Genomic DNA, 16,247 nt, shown 5'->3' on the forward strand with positions numbered 1-16,247 from the left:
AGTTCGCTCGCCCGGGCTGTTTATTCCCTTGCATGCGGACGTTCACTACCATGCTTATTGATCAGAAAATACCCTTGGGCCAGTACATCGCGGGCTTTGTCGAATGGTTGACGCAAAACGGCGCCAACACGTTCGACGCAATCGCGCTGTTCCTGGAAACGATGATTCACGGCGTGACATTCGCGCTGACCTGGTTCAACCCCCTGGCCCTGATCGGCCTCATTGCGCTATTGGCGCACTTCATCCAGCGCAAATGGGGCCTGACCGTATTCGTCATCGCGTCCTTTCTGCTGATTCTCAACCTGGGTTACTGGCAAGAGACCATGGAAACCCTCGCCCAGGTGCTGTTCGCGACCCTGGTCTGCGTACTGATCGGCGTGCCGCTGGGCATTGTTGCCGCGCACAAGCCGATGTTCTACACAATGATGCGTCCGGTGCTCGATCTGATGCAGACCGTACCGACCTTCGTTTACCTCATTCCTACCCTGACCCTCTTCGGTCTGGGTGTGGTCCCGGGCCTGATCTCCACGGTGGTGTTCGCGATTGCCGCGCCCATCCGCCTGACCTACCTGGGCATCCGCGACGTACCGGACGAACTGATGGACGCCGGCAAGGCCTTCGGCTGTTCCCGTCGCCAACTCCTGTCGCGCATTGAACTGCCCCATGCGATGCCGAGCATCGCGGCCGGTATCACCCAGTGCATCATGCTGTCGTTGTCGATGGTGGTGATCGCCGCGCTGGTGGGCGCCGATGGCCTGGGCAAACCCGTGGTCAACGCACTGAACACCGCCGATATCGCCCTGGGCTTCGAAGCCGGCCTGGCGATCGTCCTGCTGGCGATCATGCTCGACCGAATCTGCAAACAACCCGACGCCAAAGTAGGGGGTGACGCATGAGCATAATTCGCTTTGAAGACGTTGACGTGATCTTCGCCAGGGACCCTCGCGAGGCTCTCAAGCTGCTCGACCAGGGCATGACCCGCAACGAAATCCTGAAGAAAACCGGGCAAATCGTTGGCGTGGAAAAAGCCAGCCTGGACATCGAGAAAGGCGAAATCTGTGTCTTGATGGGCCTGTCCGGCTCCGGCAAATCCAGCCTGCTGCGCTGCATCAACGGCTTGAACACCGTCAGCCGCGGCAAGCTGTACGTCGAACACGAAGGCCGCCAGATCGACATCGCGTCCTGCACCCCCGCCGAACTGAAGATGATGCGCACCAAGCGCATCGCCATGGTGTTTCAGAAGTTCGCCCTGATGCCCTGGCTGACGGTGCGCGAGAACATCAGTTTCGGCCTGGAAATGCAGGGCCGACCGGAGAAGGAACGCAAGAAACTGGTGGATGAGAAGCTTGAGCTGGTGGGCCTGACCCAGTGGCGCAACAAGAAGCCCGACGAATTGTCCGGCGGCATGCAGCAACGGGTCGGCCTGGCCCGCGCCCTGGCGATGGACGCTGACATCCTGCTGATGGACGAACCGTTCTCGGCCCTTGACCCGTTGATCCGCCAGGGCCTGCAAGACGAATTGCTGGAGCTGCAACGCAAGCTGAGCAAGACCATCGTGTTCGTCAGCCACGACCTCGACGAAGCCCTGAAACTGGGCAGCCGTATCGCGATCATGAAAGATGGCCGGATCATCCAGTACAGCAAGCCGGAACAAATCGTGCTGAACCCGGCGGACGACTACGTGCGCACCTTCGTTGCCCACACCAACCCGCTCAATGTCCTGTGCGGGCGCAGCCTGATGCGCACCCTGGACAACTGCAAGCGCATCAACGGTTCGGTCTGCCTGGACCCGGGCGGCGACTCCTGGCTCGACCTGGCCGAAGGCAACACCATCAAGGGCGCCCGGCAGAACGGCGCGGCCCTGGACCTGCAAAACTGGGCACCGGGCCAAGCGGTCGAAGGCCTGGGCCGACGTCCGACCCTGGTGGACTCCAACATCGGCATGCGCGACGCATTGCAGATCCGCTACCAGACCGGCAACAAACTGGTGCTCCACGATAACCAGAAAGTCGTCGGGATCCTGGGCGACAGCGAGCTGTACCACGCCCTGCTCGGCAAGAACCTGGGCTAAAGCCCACGCAAACAAAAACGCCGCGAGATGATCGCGGCGTTTTTGTTTGTGTCATCTCAAGCTGAATGCTGAGACCTGGTTTGAAGGATACTTGGTTTGAAATGCTGATCTTGGCTGGAATGCTGATACTTGGTTTGAAACGCTGATCTTGGCTTGGAATGCTGATCAATGTGGCGAGGGAGCTTGCTCCCGCTCGACTGCGCAGCAGTCGCAATCCAGGCGACACGAACCTTCAGGTACATCGTGCTTGGCCGGTTTGGGGTCGCTCCGCAACCCAGCGGGAGCAAGCTCCCTCGCCACAAAAGCCCCTCTGCCACAAGAGCAGGGACAGGCAGAGGGTCAGCTATAGACCCGCAGCGCCACCAACTCCGCCCGCTCCTGCTCGGCCTGCACATCCTGGCGCATGGCCTTGTGCAGCCCGAACATGAAAAACACCAGCACCGCCGAGAACGGCAACCCGGCCAGAACGACCATGGTCTGCATCGCTTCGAAGTTACCGGCGAACAGCAGGCCGATGGTCACCAGCGTGATCGCCACCGACCAGAAGATCCGCAACCAATGTGGCGCATCCTCATCGACACTACCGCCCTTGCACGAAAGGTTGGCCATCATCACTGCCCCCGAGTCGGCCGGGGTCAGGAACAACACGAAACCGACAAAGATCGACACACCGATCACCACCTTCGACGCCGGGTAATACTCCAGCAACTGATAGATCGACATGGACGGCTGCGTCAGCGCCGTCTTGCCCAACTCCACCGCCCCCTGGTTCATCACCAGGTCCAGGGCCGAGTTACCGAAGATCGACAGCCAGGCCAGGGTGAAACCCAGGGGAATCAACAACACGCCTGCCACCAGTTCGCGCACGGTACGGCCACGGGAAATGCGTGCGATGAACATGCCGACGAAAGGCGCCCAGGAAATCCACCAGGCCCAATAGAACAGGGTCCATAGGCCCAACCAGCGATCGGACTTGGCGCCGTCGTCCACATACACGTAGAGGTCGAACGTCTTGAGAATCACGCCGTTGAGGTAATCGCCGATGTTCTGCACGAAGCCATTGAGCAAGTGCAGGGTCGGACCGAATAGCAAGACGAAAATCAGCAGGCCGCTGAACAGCACGATGTTCAGGTTCGACAGTCGGCGAATGCCGTTCTCCACGCCCGACACCGCCGCGATGGTCGCCACCGTGCTCATCACAATGATCACGATCAGCAGGTTGGTGTTGCTGTGTTCCATGCCGAACAGGTTTTCCAGCCCGGAAGCGACTTGCAACGAGCCGATCCCCAGGTTGGTCACCAGACCCAGCAACGTTACGAACATGCCGAAACCGTCCACCGCGTGACCCGCCGCGCCCTTGACCCAACGCTCACCCACCAGCGGATACAAGGCCGAGCGCAGCGCCAGCGGCTGGTTGTGCCGGTAGGCGAAATACGCCACGGCCAGGCCCACCAAGGCGTAGATGGCCCAGCCGTGCAGGCCCCAATGCAAGAACGTCAACTGCACCGCCTGGCGCGCGGCCATCTGGCTGCCAGCCACGCCTTCGGGCGGGTTGAAGTAATGGTCCAGCGGCTCGGATGCGCCGAAGTACAGCAAGGAAATACCAATGCCGGAGGAAAACAGCATCCCGGCCCAGGCACCGTAGCTGAAATCCGGTGTGTCAGCCTTGCTGCCCAGCTTGAGCTTACCATAGGAGGAAAATGCCAGGCCGACCACAAACACCAGGTAGGCCGCGATCACGACCATGTAGTACCAACCAAAGCTGCGGGACAACCACGCCTGGGCGATGCCGAGCAATCGGCCGGCCTCCTGCGGGGCGATAATCAGGATGGCGGTCAGCAACAGAATCAATGCGGTGGAGGTGTAGAACACCCAACCGTTGACCGTCACCTTCTGCGGTGGGGTCTTTATTAGAAAGGCAGAACTCATTGCACGGATGCTCCAGGCAGTGCGAGAGAAGGACAAGGCAACGCGGTACCCGACCAATCGGTAAGTGGGCAGCCGACCGGCGGGTGTTATAAAGACAACCTTGAAGCCCTTGCCCCCGTCATTGCGTGGGTCTTGGGTCCTTGATGTCTCGCTTCTGCGCCATTTACGCGTAGGAAATTTCGGCAAATCGCGACGAATTGTCGCAGAGCTTATTCTTTGTTGATTGAACGTTCAATCAAAACAAAATAGACTGGCCCTCGCCATGACGGACTGCACTCGTCCGCCTGCGGGCCTAAGGAGATGTGCTAGATGCCCAAGGTCGGTATGCAACCCATCCGCCGCCAGCAATTGATCGAAGCCACTTTGCAAGCGGTCGATCAGGTCGGGATGGGGGACGCCAGCATTGCGCTGATCGCCCGTTTGGCCGGTGTTTCGAACGGCATCATCAGTCACTACTTTCAGGACAAGAATGGCCTGATCGCGGCGACGGCCCAGTACCTGATGAGTGTCCTCAGCGAGAACGTCACCGCACGCCGGCAGGCGCTGGAGGATTCGAGTCCGCGGGCTCACCTGAAGGTGATCATCGAAGGCAACTTCGACGCCAGCCAGGTCAACGGCCCGGCAATGAAAACCTGGCTGGCCTTCTGGGCCACCAGCATGCATCACCCGTCTTTGCACAGGTTGCAGCGGATCAACGATCACCGTCTGTATTCCAACCTGTGTTGCCAGTTCCGCCGCGTGTTGCCCGTTGATCAGGCACGCAGCGCGGCACGGGGGCTGGCCGCGCTGATTGACGGTTTGTGGCTGCGCGGAGCGCTGTCGGGAGACGCGTTCGATACCGCCCAGGCGCACCAGATCGCTTACGAATACATGGACTTCCAACTGGCCAAAGCAGGGGCGCCAGAGCACACAGAAACGCTCGACTCCTGAACCGTCACCGCAGCGCGTAGTCAGCTATAAACGACACGCTCGGTGGCCAGCCAACCACTTATGCACTTGCGAGGACTTTATGGCCCGTTTCGAACTGCAAAAACTCTACATCGATGGCGCGTACAGCGATGCCAGCGGCGACGCCACTTTCGAAGCCATCAACCCGGCCAACGGTGAAGTACTCGCCCTGGTGCAGCGCGCGACGTTCGAGGACGTCGAGCGCGCCGTGGTCAGCGCCGAAAAGGGCCAGAAAGTCTGGGCCGCCATGACCGCCATGCAGCGTTCGCGCATCCTGCGTCGTGCCGTGGACATCCTGCGCGAGCGCAACGATGAACTGGCCGCCCTGGAAACCCTGGACACCGGCAAGGCTTATTCCGAAACCCGCTATGTCGACATCGTCACCGGCGCCGACGTGCTGGAGTACTACGCCGGCCTGGTACCGGCCATCGAAGGCGAGCAGGTGCCGCTGCGCACCACGTCCTTCGTCTACACCCGCCGCGAGCCCCTGGGCGTGGTCGCCGGTATCGGCGCGTGGAACTACCCGATCCAGATCGCCCTGTGGAAATCCGCACCGGCCCTGGCCGCTGGCAACGCGATGATCTTCAAACCAAGCGAAGTCACCTCGCTGACCACCCTGAAACTGGCCGAAATCTACACCGAGGCCGGCCTTCCAGCGGGCGTGTTCAACGTCCTGACCGGCAGCGGCCGTGAAGTCGGCACCTGGCTGACCGAGCATCCGCGCATCGAGAAAATCTCCTTCACCGGCGGCACCGACACTGGCAAGAAAGTCATGGCCAGCGCTTCGAGCTCTTCGCTCAAGGACGTGACCATGGAGCTGGGCGGCAAGTCGCCGCTGATCATCTTCGACGACGCCGACCTGGATCGCGCCGCCGACACCGCGATGATGGCCAACTTCTACAGCTCCGGCCAGGTCTGCACCAACGGCACCCGCGTGTTCGTGCCGAGCCACCTCAAGGCCGCCTTCGAAGCCAAGATCGCCGAGCGCGTGGCGCGCATCCGCGTCGGCAACCCAGAAGACGAAAACACCAATTTCGGCCCGCTGGTGAGCTTCGCCCACATGGAAAGCGTGCTGGGCTACATCGAGAAAGGCAAAGCCGAAGGCGCACGCCTGTTGTGCGGTGGTAGTCGCCTGACCGACGGCGAATTCGCCAAGGGTGCATTCGTTGCGCCGACCGTGTTCACCGATTGCACCGACGAGATGACCATCGTTCGCGAAGAAATCTTCGGCCCGGTGATGAGCATCCTCACCTATGACACCGAGGAAGAAGTGATTCGCCGCGCCAACGACACCGATTTCGGCCTGGCGGCCGGCGTCGTGACCCGCGACCTGAACCGCGCCCACCGCGTGATCCACCAGCTCGAAGCCGGCATCTGCTGGATCAACGCCTGGGGTGAATCGGCGGCGGAAATGCCGGTCGGTGGCTACAAGCAATCGGGCGTGGGCCGGGAGAACGGCATCAGCTCGCTCAACAACTTCACCCGCATCAAGTCGGTACAGGTCGAGTTGGGCGATTACACGTCGGTGTTCTGATCGGACACCGGACCTGAGGCCGGGGCCTTTGTGGCGAGGAAGCTTGCTTCCGCTGGGCTCTGTAGGAGCTGGCGAAGCCTGCGATCTTTTGATCTTGATCTTTCGCTCTGGACTCAATTGTCTGGGGAAAGATCGCAGCCTCGTTTCACTCGTCAGCTCCTACACAGCGTCTACACAGACCGCGACCTGAACCCAATTCAAAAAGAGGGTGCATTTCATGTCCCAAGAATTCGATTACATCATCATCGGTGCTGGCTCGGCCGGTAATACCCTGGCCACCCGCCTGACCGAAGACGAAGGCGTCACCGTCCTGCTGCTCGAAGCCGGCGGCCCGGACTATCGCCTGGACTTCCGCACGCAAATGCCCGCCGCCCTGGCGTTCCCGCTGCAAGGCCGGCGCTACAACTGGGCCTACGAGACCGACCCGGAGCCACACATGGATGGCCGCCGCATGGAATGCGGTCGCGGCAAGGGCCTGGGCGGTTCTTCGCTGATCAACGGCATGTGCTACATCCGCGGCAACGCCCTGGACTATGACAACTGGGCAAAACTGCCTGGCCTGGAAGACTGGACCTACCTGGATTGCCTGCCGTATTTCCGTAAGGCCGAAACCCGCGACATCGGCCCGAACGACTACCACGGCGGCGACGGCCCGGTCAGCGTGACCACGCCCAAGGCCGGCAACAATCCGTTGTTCCACGCCATGGTCGAAGCCGGCGTGCAGGCCGGTTACCCACGCACCGAAGACCTCAACGGCTACCAGCAGGAAGGTTTCGGCCCGATGGACCGTACCGTCACGCCTAACGGCCGTCGCGCCAGTACCGCGCGCGGTTACCTGGACGTCGCCAAGAAACGCTCCACGCTGACCATTGTCACCCACGCCCTGACCGACAAGATCCTCTTCGAAGGCAAACGTGCGGTCGGCGTGCGTTACCTGGTGGGCGCCGCTGAAGAGCGCGTCGAAGCCCGGGCACGCAAGGAAGTGCTGCTGTGCTCCGGTGCCATCGCCTCGCCGCAGATCCTGCAACGCTCTGGCATCGGCCCGGCCCAACTGCTGGAAAGCCTCGACATCCCGGTGGTCCACGACCTGCCGGGCGTCGGTGAAAACCTCCAGGATCACTTGGAGCTGTACCTGCAATACGCTTGCACTCAACCGGTCTCGCTGTACCCGTCGTTGCTCTGGTACAACCAGCCGGCCATCGGTGCCGAGTGGCTGTTCAACGGCACCGGCATCGGCGCCAGCAACCAGTTCGAGGCCGGCGGATTCATCCGCACCCGCCCGGAATTCGATTGGCCGAACATCCAGTACCACTTCCTGCCGGTGGCGATTAACTACAACGGCAGCAACGGCGTGAAGGAACACGGCTTCCAGGCGCACATGGGCTCCATGCGTTCGCCCAGCCGTGGTCGGATCCAGGCCAAGTCCAAGGACCCGCGCCAGCACCCGAGCATCCTGTTCAACTACATGGCGACCGAGCAGGACTGGCAGGAATTTCGCGATGGCATCCGCCTGACCCGCGAGATCATGCAGCAACCGGCACTCGACCCGTTCCGGGGTCGCGAGATCAGCCCGGGCATCGAGGTGCAGACGGACGCGCAATTGGACCAGTTCATCCGCGAACACGCCGAAACTGCGTTCCATCCGTCCTGCTCGTGCAAAATGGGCACCGACGACATGGCCGTGGTGGACGCTGAAGGCCGCGTGCATGGCATGCAAGGGTTGCGCGTGGTGGATGCCTCGATCATGCCGATCATCACCACCGGCAACCTGAACGCGCCGACGATCATGATGGCCGAGAAAATCGCCGACAAGATCCGCGGCCGCAAGCCGCTGCCGCGCAGCACCGCGCCATACTACGTGGCCGGCGACGCGCCGGTACGCGGCAAGCCGTTGCGTGAAGTGGCGACAACTACTCAGTAAGGCGCCACACCGCCATCGCGAGCCTGCTCGCTCCCACAGGGAATCGGTGGTGGACACAGATTTTGTGACCACTGAAGACCCACTGTGGGAGCGAGCCTGCTCGCGATGGCGTCCAACCTGACACCGCAAACTCCTATCTGCCTTGATCCCTTCCCCACCCCAGGCCTACTCTAGCGCCATCGCGTCAATACGCCGCACCTCGCTGCATCGCCACTCCAGACAAGGAGGTTTCATGTTCGACTTCCATCCCCGGCTCAAGCAGCGGTTCGCTGCCTTGCGCACGGGCGCTGAATTCTTTTCCCTGCGTTACGTGTGCGAGTCAGGCCAGCATTTGTCGGTGCGCAAGAACGTCGCCGAACCGCCCAGTCTGAACCGTGATGAAGGTGCGATGCTCACCGTGCGGGTCAACGGCGTCGAAGCCTATGCTGCCACCAACGACTTGTCCCAGGCCGGCCTGCAAGCGGCCCTCGAACGCGCCGAGCAGCACGCCCGCCAGCTCAAGCCCCACGCCCTGCTCGACCTGCGCGAGCAAGCGGTGTCCAGCGACCGCGCCGATTATTTCTCGCCGCATTTCGACCAGGCCTTCCCGCCCCTGAGCGATTGCTACCAACTGCTCGGCGACGAATCGGCCGCGGTGCCCCAGGACGAGCGCCTGGTGAACTGGCAAGCCAGCATCGGCCTGACCCAGGTCGAGCAGATCTACCTCAACAGTGCCGGCGCTGAACTGCGCCAGGCCCAACGCTTCATCTACCCGGCCCTGGACGTCACCGCCTTCGACGGCAACGACAGCCAGACCCGCACCCTGGGCCGGGAAAATTTCGGCCAGCAAGGCGGCTTCGATGTGATCAGCCGCTGCGGCCTGATCGGCGCCGGGCCGAAAATCGCCGACCAGGCCCTGCAATTGCTGATGGCGCCGAACACGCCGCAAGGCCCCCGCGACCTGCTGCTTATGCCCGACCAGATGATGCTGCAGATCCACGAGTCCATCGGCCATCCGCTGGAACTGGACCGCATCCTCGGGGACGAGCGCAATTACGCCGGCACCAGCTTCGTCAAGGCCAGCGACTTCGGCCACCTGCAATACGGCTCCAGCCTATTGAACGTGACCTTCGACCCGGACATTCCCGAAGAACTGGCGAGCTACAGCCATGACGACGATGGCAGCGCCGCGAGCAAGCAGTTCCTGATTCGTGAAGGCTTGCTGTTGCGTCCACTGGGCGGGGCACTGTCGCAGTTCCGTGCGGGCCTGGACGGTGTCGCCAACAGCCGCGCCTGCGGCTGGAATCGGCCGCCCATCGACCGCATGGCAAACCTGAACATCGAGCCCGGCGACCAGTCCCTGGAGCAACTGATCCAAGGCATCGAGCGCGGCGTGCTGATGCGCACCAACCGTTCCTGGTCCATCGATGACGCTCGCAACAAATTCCAGTTCGGCTGCGAATGGGGCCAATTGATCGAAAACGGCGAGCTCAAGGGCGTGGTGAAGAACCCCAACTACCGAGGCATTTCCGCGCAATTCTGGAAGAGCCTGCGCGCCGTGGGCGATGCCAGCACCTCCCAGGTCCTGGGTACGCCGAACTGTGGCAAGGGCGAACCGAACCAGGTCATCCGCGTCGGCCATGCGTCGCCTGCCTGCGTGTTCAGCAACGTTGATGTATTTGGAGGGGATGCCTGATGAGCACCGTGAATAATCAGGCCAGGGCGTTCAAGGCGTTGGTCGACTGGCTGCGCGATGCCCTTCGTGAGCCGGAACAGTTCACCCTCGGCTACGCCGCCGAGTCCTCGGCCTTCGTGCGTTTCAACCACGGCAAAGTCCGCCAGGCCGGGCAGGTACAGCAGGCCAATGTCAGCTTCAAATTGATCGACGACGGCCGCCACGCCGACTTGCAGATCACCTTGTCCGGCGACCCCGAGGCCGATGTGCAACGCCTGTCCGAAGGCTTGCAGCAACTGCGCGAAACCTTGCCGCTGCTGCCCCGCGATCCGTATCTGCTGCTCAACCACAATCACTGGCAGAGCAACAATGTGCAGGACCATCCGCTGCCGGACACTGAACAGGCCGTGGCTGAAATCACCCGCGCCGCCGAAGGCCTGGACCTGGTGGGGTTCTACGCCGCCGGGCCCATCAGTCGAGGTTTCGCCAGTTCGTCGGGCGCGTTCGGCTGGCATCAGGCCAACAGCTTCAACTTCGACTTCAGCCTGTTCCATGAGAACGGCCAGGCGGTGAAAGCCAGCTACGCCGGGCATGAATGGAGCAGCGACGGCTTTGCCCGGCGCTTCGAGCAGGCCCGCGAGCAGCTGGAATTCCTCGGCCGTCCGCTGCGCACCCTACCGCCCGGCGAGTACCGCGCCTACCTGGCGCCGGCCGCCCTGGAAGAGATCATGGGCATGCTCAGTTGGGGCGGGTTCTCGGCCCAGGCCATTGCCAGCAAGCAGAGCCCGTTGCAGAAGTTCTACGCCGGTGAAGCCCATTTCAGCCCCAACGTGTGGCTGACCGAGCAGGTCAGCGGCTCCTTGAGCCCGGCGTTTTCCGACGAAGGTTATCCCCGCGATGACTTGGGGCTGATCGCCAAGGGTACGGCCAATGCACGGCTGATCAATTCCCGCAGCGCCGCCGAATACGGCCTCGCGGCCAACGGCGCCAGCCGCTACGAATACCCCACCGCGCTGGACATGCAGGGCGGGCAACTGGAGCAGAAGTACATCCTCGAAGAACTCGGCACCGGGCTGTACATCAGCAACCTCTGGTACCTGAACTACTCGGACCAACCGGCGGCGCGCCTGACCGGCATGACCCGCTTCGCCACGTTCTGGGTCGAGAATGGCCAGATCCAGGCGCCGGTCAGTACCATGCGTTTCGACGACAGCGTCTACAGCCTGCTCGGGTCACAACTGGAAGCGCTGACCCGAGAGCGGGAACTTCTGCTCTCGGCCAGCACCTACAGCCAGCGGGCCACGGCCTCGATGTTGTTGCCGGGAGCGCTGGTGAAGCGGTTGACCTTGACGCTGTAGCATCAAGAAGGTGGCTTCAACCTCCGGTGGCGAGGGAGCTTGCTCCCGCTCGGCTGCGAAGCAGTCGTAATCCAGGCGACGCGATCTTTCGGGCACACCGTGTTGGCCGGTTTGGGGGTGCTTCGCCCCCCAGCGGGAGCAAGCTCCCTCGCCACAAGAGCTTCCTTGCCACGGGTAACTGTTCATTTTTTTAAAGATCCCCTCGCCCCAGGTAATTGTTCACTTTTCATACAAGAGGTCCCATGCCCAACCGCGCCCCGCTCGACGCCGTCACCGCCCGCTGGCTTCCATGGGTCGTGGCGATTGCCTTCTTCATGCAGTCCCTGGACGGGACCATCCTCAACACCGCCCTGCCCGCCATGGCCAGTGACCTGGCGGAAAACCCGCTGCGCATGCAAGGCGTGATCATTGCCTACATGCTCACCGTGGCGTTGCTGATCCCGGCGTCGGGCTGGATCGCCGACCGCTTCGGCACCAAGAAGATTTTCTTTGGGGCGATCCTGCTGTTCAGCTTCGGCTCACTGCTGTGCGCCCTGTCCAACTCGTTGAGCATGCTGATCGGCGCCCGGGTCGTCCAGGGCCTGGGCGGCGCGCTGATGCTGCCGGTGGGCAGGCTGGTGGTGCTGCGGGCGTATCCGCGCTCGGAACTGGTGCGGATCATGGGCTTCATCACCATCCCCGGTCTGCTCGGCCCACTGATCGGGCCGACCATGGGCGGCTGGATGGTGGAGTACCTGACCTGGCACTGGATCTTTATCATCAACCTGCCAGTGGGCGTGCTCGGCTGTTATGCCGTGTGGAAGTTCATCCCCGACCTGCGGGGCAGCGAACGCACGCGGTTCGATGGGCTGGGGTTCCTGCTGTTCGGCGCGGCGATGGTGCTGATCACCATCGCCATGGAAGGCCTGGGAGAACTGCACCTGCCGCACCTGCGGGTGATGCTGCTGCTGTTTGGCGGCATGGCCTGCCTGGCAGCCTATTGGTTGCGGGCCGGGCACGTCGAAAATGCGCTGTTCCCACCGTCTCTGTTCAAGACCCGGACCTTCGCCGTCGGCATTCTCGGCAACCTGTTCGCGCGCCTGGGCAGCGGCGCCTTGCCGTTCCTGGTGCCTTTGCTACTGCAAGTCGCCCTGGGCTATTCACCGTCCCAGGCCGGCATGAGCATGCTGCCCCTGGCGGCGGCAGCCATGGTCGCCAAGTCCGTGGCCCGGCCACTGATCGAACGCCTGGGCTATCGCATCGTCCTGACTGGCAACACCGTGGCCCTGGGCGTGATGCTGGCGAGCATGGGCCTGGTCAGCGAACAGACGCCGTACTGGCTGCTGCTGGCGCAACTGGCGGTGCTGGGGGCGATCAATTCGCTGCAATTCACCGCGATGAACACCGTGACCCTGATCGACCTGGACGACGCCAGCGCCAGCAGCGGCAACAGCCTGTTGTCGGTGGTGGCGCAACTGTCCCTGAGCCTCGGCGTGGCCTGCGCCGGCGCCCTGCTCGGCGGCTTTACCGCCCAGGTGGGCAACGACGGCGTGGAGACGGTGCTGGGTGCGTTCCAGTTGACGTTCGTGACGGTGGGGATCATGGCGATGCTGGCGGCGACGATTTTCTCCCAACTGTCGAAGCAGGATGGGCGGCGGGACAAGCGGCCGGATGAGCATATCGAACACTAGATAACGCTCGGGGGCTTTAAGACTCCGGGCTCTGGGACATCAAAGCTTTACAGCTTTACAGCTTTACAGCTTTAGAGCTTTTGTGGCGAGGGAGCTTGCTCCCGCTCGGCTGCGCAGCAGTCGCAATCCAGACGACGCGAACTTCCAGGCACACCGTGTTGGCCGGTTTGGGGGCGCTTCGCGCCCCAGCGGGAGCAAGCTCCCTCGCCACAGGGCTCTGCGATCCCCTCTTCACAGCTCGTCCAGAACTTTCGAAGAAAGTGGCACGAGGCTGCTACACTGCGCAACATTTTGTTTTGCAGGCCAGTCCCGTGACCACCATTGCCACCGCTTTTAATACTTTGCCGCTGTCCGCCGCCATGCTGGCTAACCTCGAATCACTCGGTTATGCCCAGATGACGCCGATCCAGGCGCAAAGCTTGCCGGTGATCCTCAAGGGCATGGACCTGATCGCCCAGGCCAAGACCGGCAGCGGCAAGACCGCCGCCTTCGGCATCGGCCTGCTGAACCCGATCAACCCACGCTACTTCGGCTGCCAGGCCCTGGTGATGTGCCCGACCCGCGAGCTGGCCGACCAGGTCGCCAAGGAAATCCGGCGCCTGGCCCGCGCCGAAGACAACATCAAGGTCCTGACCCTGTGCGGCGGCGTGTCCTTCGGCCCGCAGATCGCCTCCCTCGAACACGGGGCCCACATCATCGTCGGCACACCGGGGCGCATCCAGCAGCACCTGCGCAAGGGTTCGCTGGTGCTCGACGGCCTCAACACGCTGATCCTCGACGAAGCCGACCGCATGCTCGACATGGGCTTCTACGACGCCATCGAAGACATCATCCAGCAGACCCCCGAACGCCGCCAGACGCTGCTGTTCTCCGCCACCTACCCGGTGGGCATCAAGCAACTCGCCTCCAAGTTCATGCGTGACCCGCAGCAAGTGAAAGCCGAGGCGTTCCATTCCGACGCGCAGATCGAGCAGCGCTTCTACGAAATTTCCCCCGAGGAACGCATGGACGCGGTGGTCAAGGTGCTGGCGCATTTCCGCCCGGCCTCGTGCGTGGCGTTCTGCTTCACCAAGCAACAGGTCCAGGAAACCGTCGACCACCTGACGGCCAAGGGTATCTCGGCCGTCGGCCTGCACGGTGACCTGGAACAGCGCGACCGCGACCAGGTGCTGGCGATGTTCGCCAACCGCAGCACCTCGGTGCTGGTGGCCACCGACGTGGCGGCCCGCGGCCTGGACATCGACGCCCTGGACATGGTGATCAACGTCGAACTGGCCCGGGACTCGGAAATCCACATCCACCGCGTCGGCCGCACCGGCCGCGCCGGTGAGAAAGGCATCGCCATCAGCCTGGTGGCGCCGTCCGAAGCCCACCGCGCCCAGGCCATCGAGCAACTGCAGAAGGCGCCGCTGAGCTGGGACCAATTGGATAACCTCAAGTCCCAGGGCGGCGGCCCGCTGCTGCCGGCCATGAGCACCCTGTGCATCGGCGCCGGGCGCAAGGACAAGGTCCGCCCCGGCGACATCCTCGGCGCCCTGACCGGCGAGGCCGGTATCCCCGGCGCCCAGGTCGGCAAGATCGCGATCTTCGACTTCCAGGCTTACGTGGCCGTTGAACGCGGCATCGCCAAACAGGCGCTGCAACGCTTGAACGATGGCAAGATCAAGGGCCGCTCGTTGCGGGTGCGGATCCTCTGACGATGATCGTTCCCACGCTCTGCGTGGGAATGCCGCCCGGGACGCTCCGCGTCCCTTGCTGTCAAGCGTGACGCAGAGCGTCACAGGATGCATTCCCACGCAGAGCGTGGGAACGATCGTGGGAAAGCTGAGAGGACACCGTTTTGCGCTCTACCGAAGTCGTGATCATTGGCGCTGGCGCCGCAGGGTTGATGTGCGCGCTGACCGCGGCCGCGCGCGGGCGGCAGGTGATGTTGCTGGACCACGCCAACAAGGCCGGCAAGAAGATCCTCATGTCGGGCGGTGGGCGCTGCAACTTCACCAACATGTACACCGAGCCGGGCAACTTCCTGTCGCAGAACCCGCACTTCTGCAAGTCGGCCCTGGCCCGCTACACCCAGTGGGATTTCATTGCGCTGGTGGCCAAGCACGGCGTGCCCTATCACGAGAAAAAGCTCGGCCAGTTATTCTGCGATAACAAGTCCAGCGACATCCTCGGCCTGCTGCTGGATGAATGCGACCAGGCCGGCGTCAACCTGCACCTGGACACCTCGATCGAGCAGATCGAAAGAACCGACGGCGGCTACCGGCTGCAAACCACCCTCGGCGCCCTCGCCTGCCAGTCCCTGGTGATCGCCACCGGTGGACTGTCGATCCCGACCCTGGGGGCGACCGGCTTCGGTTATCAGGTGGCGAAACAGTTTGGCCATGCGCTGCTGCCGACCCGTGCCGGGTTGGTGCCGTTCACCATCACTGATCAGCTCAAGGCCCTGTGCACCGAACTGTCGGGCACCTCGGTGGATTGCCTGGTGAGCTGCAACGACCAGAGCTTTCGCGAGAACATCCTGTTCACCCATCGCGGCCTGAGCGGTCCGGCAATCCTGCAGATTTCCTCGTTCTGGGAACCGGGGGACACGGTGCAGATCAACCTGCTGCCCGACCACGACGTGCCGCAATGGCTGCAACAGCAACAGGCCGAACGCCCCAACAGTGAACTCAAGACACTGCTGGGCGAGCTGTTCACCAAGAAAATGGCCAACCTGCTGGCCGACACCTGGTTTGTCTCCAAACCCATGAAGCAGTACACCCACGCCGAGCTGGCGGACATCGCCGAGAAACTGGCGAGCTGGAACGTCGTCCCCGCCGGCACCGAAGGCTACCGCACCGCCGAAGTCACCCTGGGCGGCGTCGACACCCGGGAAGTCTCGTCCAAGACCATGGAATCGTTGAAAAGCCCTGGCCTGTATTTCATCGGCGAAGTGCTGGACGTCACCGGGCACCTGGGCGGGTTCAACTTCCAGTGGGCGTGGGCTTCGGGGTATGCGGCGGCGCAGTACGTCTGACCCCGCCTATGTTGAGCCCGCTTTTGTGGCGAGGGAGCTTGCTCCCGCTCGACTGCGCTGTAGGAGCTGCCGAAGGCTGCGATCTTTTGATCTTTCGCTTGAGACTCAAGTGTCAGGGGAAAGATCGCAGCCTCGCTCCGCTC

The 16,247-nt window shown here is 62.7% G+C and carries 11 protein-coding genes; 10 read left to right on the forward strand and 1 reads right to left on the reverse strand.

Annotation, left to right across the window (positions count from 1 at the left end; all coding sequences use genetic code 11):
• Positions 1-50: 50 nt before the first annotated feature.
• Both choW and choV read left to right on the forward strand, forming a co-directional pair.
• Entirely contained in the window at positions 51-896 is an 846-nt protein-coding gene (gene choW / locus AD659_RS25670; RefSeq protein WP_014340605.1) for a choline ABC transporter permease subunit, read from the forward strand.
• Positions 893-2,071, forward strand: coding sequence for a choline ABC transporter ATP-binding protein (gene choV, locus AD659_RS25675; RefSeq protein ID WP_053126091.1), 1,179 nt, complete (start codon positions 893-895; stop codon positions 2,069-2,071). Before choW ends, choV begins: the two co-directional genes overlap by 4 nt.
• 339 nt (positions 2,072-2,410) lie before the next feature.
• Here choV and AD659_RS25680 read toward each other — a convergent pair whose 3' ends face one another.
• Positions 2,411-3,943, reverse strand: coding sequence for a BCCT family transporter (locus AD659_RS25680; protein WP_162277333.1), 1,533 nt, complete (start codon positions 3,941-3,943; stop codon positions 2,411-2,413).
• A gap of 366 nt (positions 3,944-4,309) precedes the next feature.
• Between AD659_RS25680 and betI the strand changes: the two genes are divergently transcribed.
• The 8 genes from betI to AD659_RS25720 all read left to right on the forward strand — a co-directional run bounded on the left by betI (position 4,310) and on the right by AD659_RS25720 (position 16,104).
• Positions 4,310-4,930, forward strand: coding sequence for a transcriptional regulator BetI (gene betI, locus AD659_RS25685; RefSeq protein ID WP_053126094.1), 621 nt, complete (start codon positions 4,310-4,312; stop codon positions 4,928-4,930).
• Between the two features lie 79 nt (positions 4,931-5,009).
• Positions 5,010-6,482, forward strand: coding sequence for a betaine-aldehyde dehydrogenase (betB, locus tag AD659_RS25690; RefSeq protein WP_053126096.1), 1,473 nt, complete (start codon positions 5,010-5,012; stop codon positions 6,480-6,482).
• 217 nt (positions 6,483-6,699) lie between these two features.
• A complete protein-coding gene (gene betA, locus AD659_RS25695) occupies positions 6,700-8,403 on the forward strand; it encodes a choline dehydrogenase (RefSeq protein ID WP_053126098.1) in 1,704 nt (567 codons plus the stop codon).
• Positions 8,404-8,635: 232 nt separating this feature from the next.
• Positions 8,636-10,078 (forward strand): TldD/PmbA family protein, encoded by a 1,443-nt coding sequence (locus AD659_RS25700; protein WP_053126100.1) that lies wholly within the window; start codon positions 8,636-8,638, stop codon positions 10,076-10,078.
• Complete coding sequence (locus AD659_RS25705; RefSeq protein WP_053126101.1) at positions 10,078-11,415, forward strand: TldD/PmbA family protein; 1,338 nt, start codon at positions 10,078-10,080, stop codon at positions 11,413-11,415. The genes AD659_RS25700 and AD659_RS25705 overlap by 1 nt, the downstream gene beginning before the upstream one ends.
• A gap of 242 nt (positions 11,416-11,657) precedes the next feature.
• On the forward strand, positions 11,658-13,085 hold the full coding sequence (mdtD, locus tag AD659_RS25710) for a multidrug transporter subunit MdtD (protein WP_053126103.1): 1,428 nt from the start codon (positions 11,658-11,660) through the stop codon (positions 13,083-13,085).
• A gap of 359 nt (positions 13,086-13,444) precedes the next feature.
• On the forward strand, positions 13,445-14,782 hold the full coding sequence (gene dbpA, locus AD659_RS25715; RefSeq protein WP_231987771.1) for an ATP-dependent RNA helicase DbpA: 1,338 nt from the start codon (positions 13,445-13,447) through the stop codon (positions 14,780-14,782).
• Between the two features lie 143 nt (positions 14,783-14,925).
• Complete coding sequence (locus AD659_RS25720; RefSeq protein WP_053126105.1) at positions 14,926-16,104, forward strand: BaiN/RdsA family NAD(P)/FAD-dependent oxidoreductase; 1,179 nt, start codon at positions 14,926-14,928, stop codon at positions 16,102-16,104.
• The last annotated feature ends 143 nt before the right edge of the window (positions 16,105-16,247 follow it).

Source organism: Pseudomonas thivervalensis (assembly GCF_001269655.1).
Taxonomy (GTDB): domain Bacteria; phylum Pseudomonadota; class Gammaproteobacteria; order Pseudomonadales; family Pseudomonadaceae; genus Aquipseudomonas; species Aquipseudomonas thivervalensis.

Bases quoted from the DNA above. Each gene is read 5' to 3' on its own strand.
- choW (WP_014340605.1), top strand. From the start codon at position 51: ATGCTTATTGATCAGAAAATACCCTTGGGCCAGTACATCGCGGGCTTT.
- choV (WP_053126091.1), top strand. From the start codon at position 893: ATGAGCATAATTCGCTTTGAAGACGTTGACGTGATCTTCGCCAGGGAC.
- betI (WP_053126094.1), top strand. From the start codon at position 4,310: ATGCCCAAGGTCGGTATGCAACCCATCCGCCGCCAGCAATTGATCGAA.
- betB (WP_053126096.1), top strand. From the start codon at position 5,010: ATGGCCCGTTTCGAACTGCAAAAACTCTACATCGATGGCGCGTACAGC.
- betA (WP_053126098.1), top strand. From the start codon at position 6,700: ATGTCCCAAGAATTCGATTACATCATCATCGGTGCTGGCTCGGCCGGT.
- AD659_RS25700 (WP_053126100.1), top strand. From the start codon at position 8,636: ATGTTCGACTTCCATCCCCGGCTCAAGCAGCGGTTCGCTGCCTTGCGC.
- AD659_RS25705 (WP_053126101.1), top strand. From the start codon at position 10,078: ATGAGCACCGTGAATAATCAGGCCAGGGCGTTCAAGGCGTTGGTCGAC.
- mdtD (WP_053126103.1), top strand. From the start codon at position 11,658: ATGCCCAACCGCGCCCCGCTCGACGCCGTCACCGCCCGCTGGCTTCCA.
- dbpA (WP_231987771.1), top strand. From the start codon at position 13,445: ATGCTGGCTAACCTCGAATCACTCGGTTATGCCCAGATGACGCCGATC.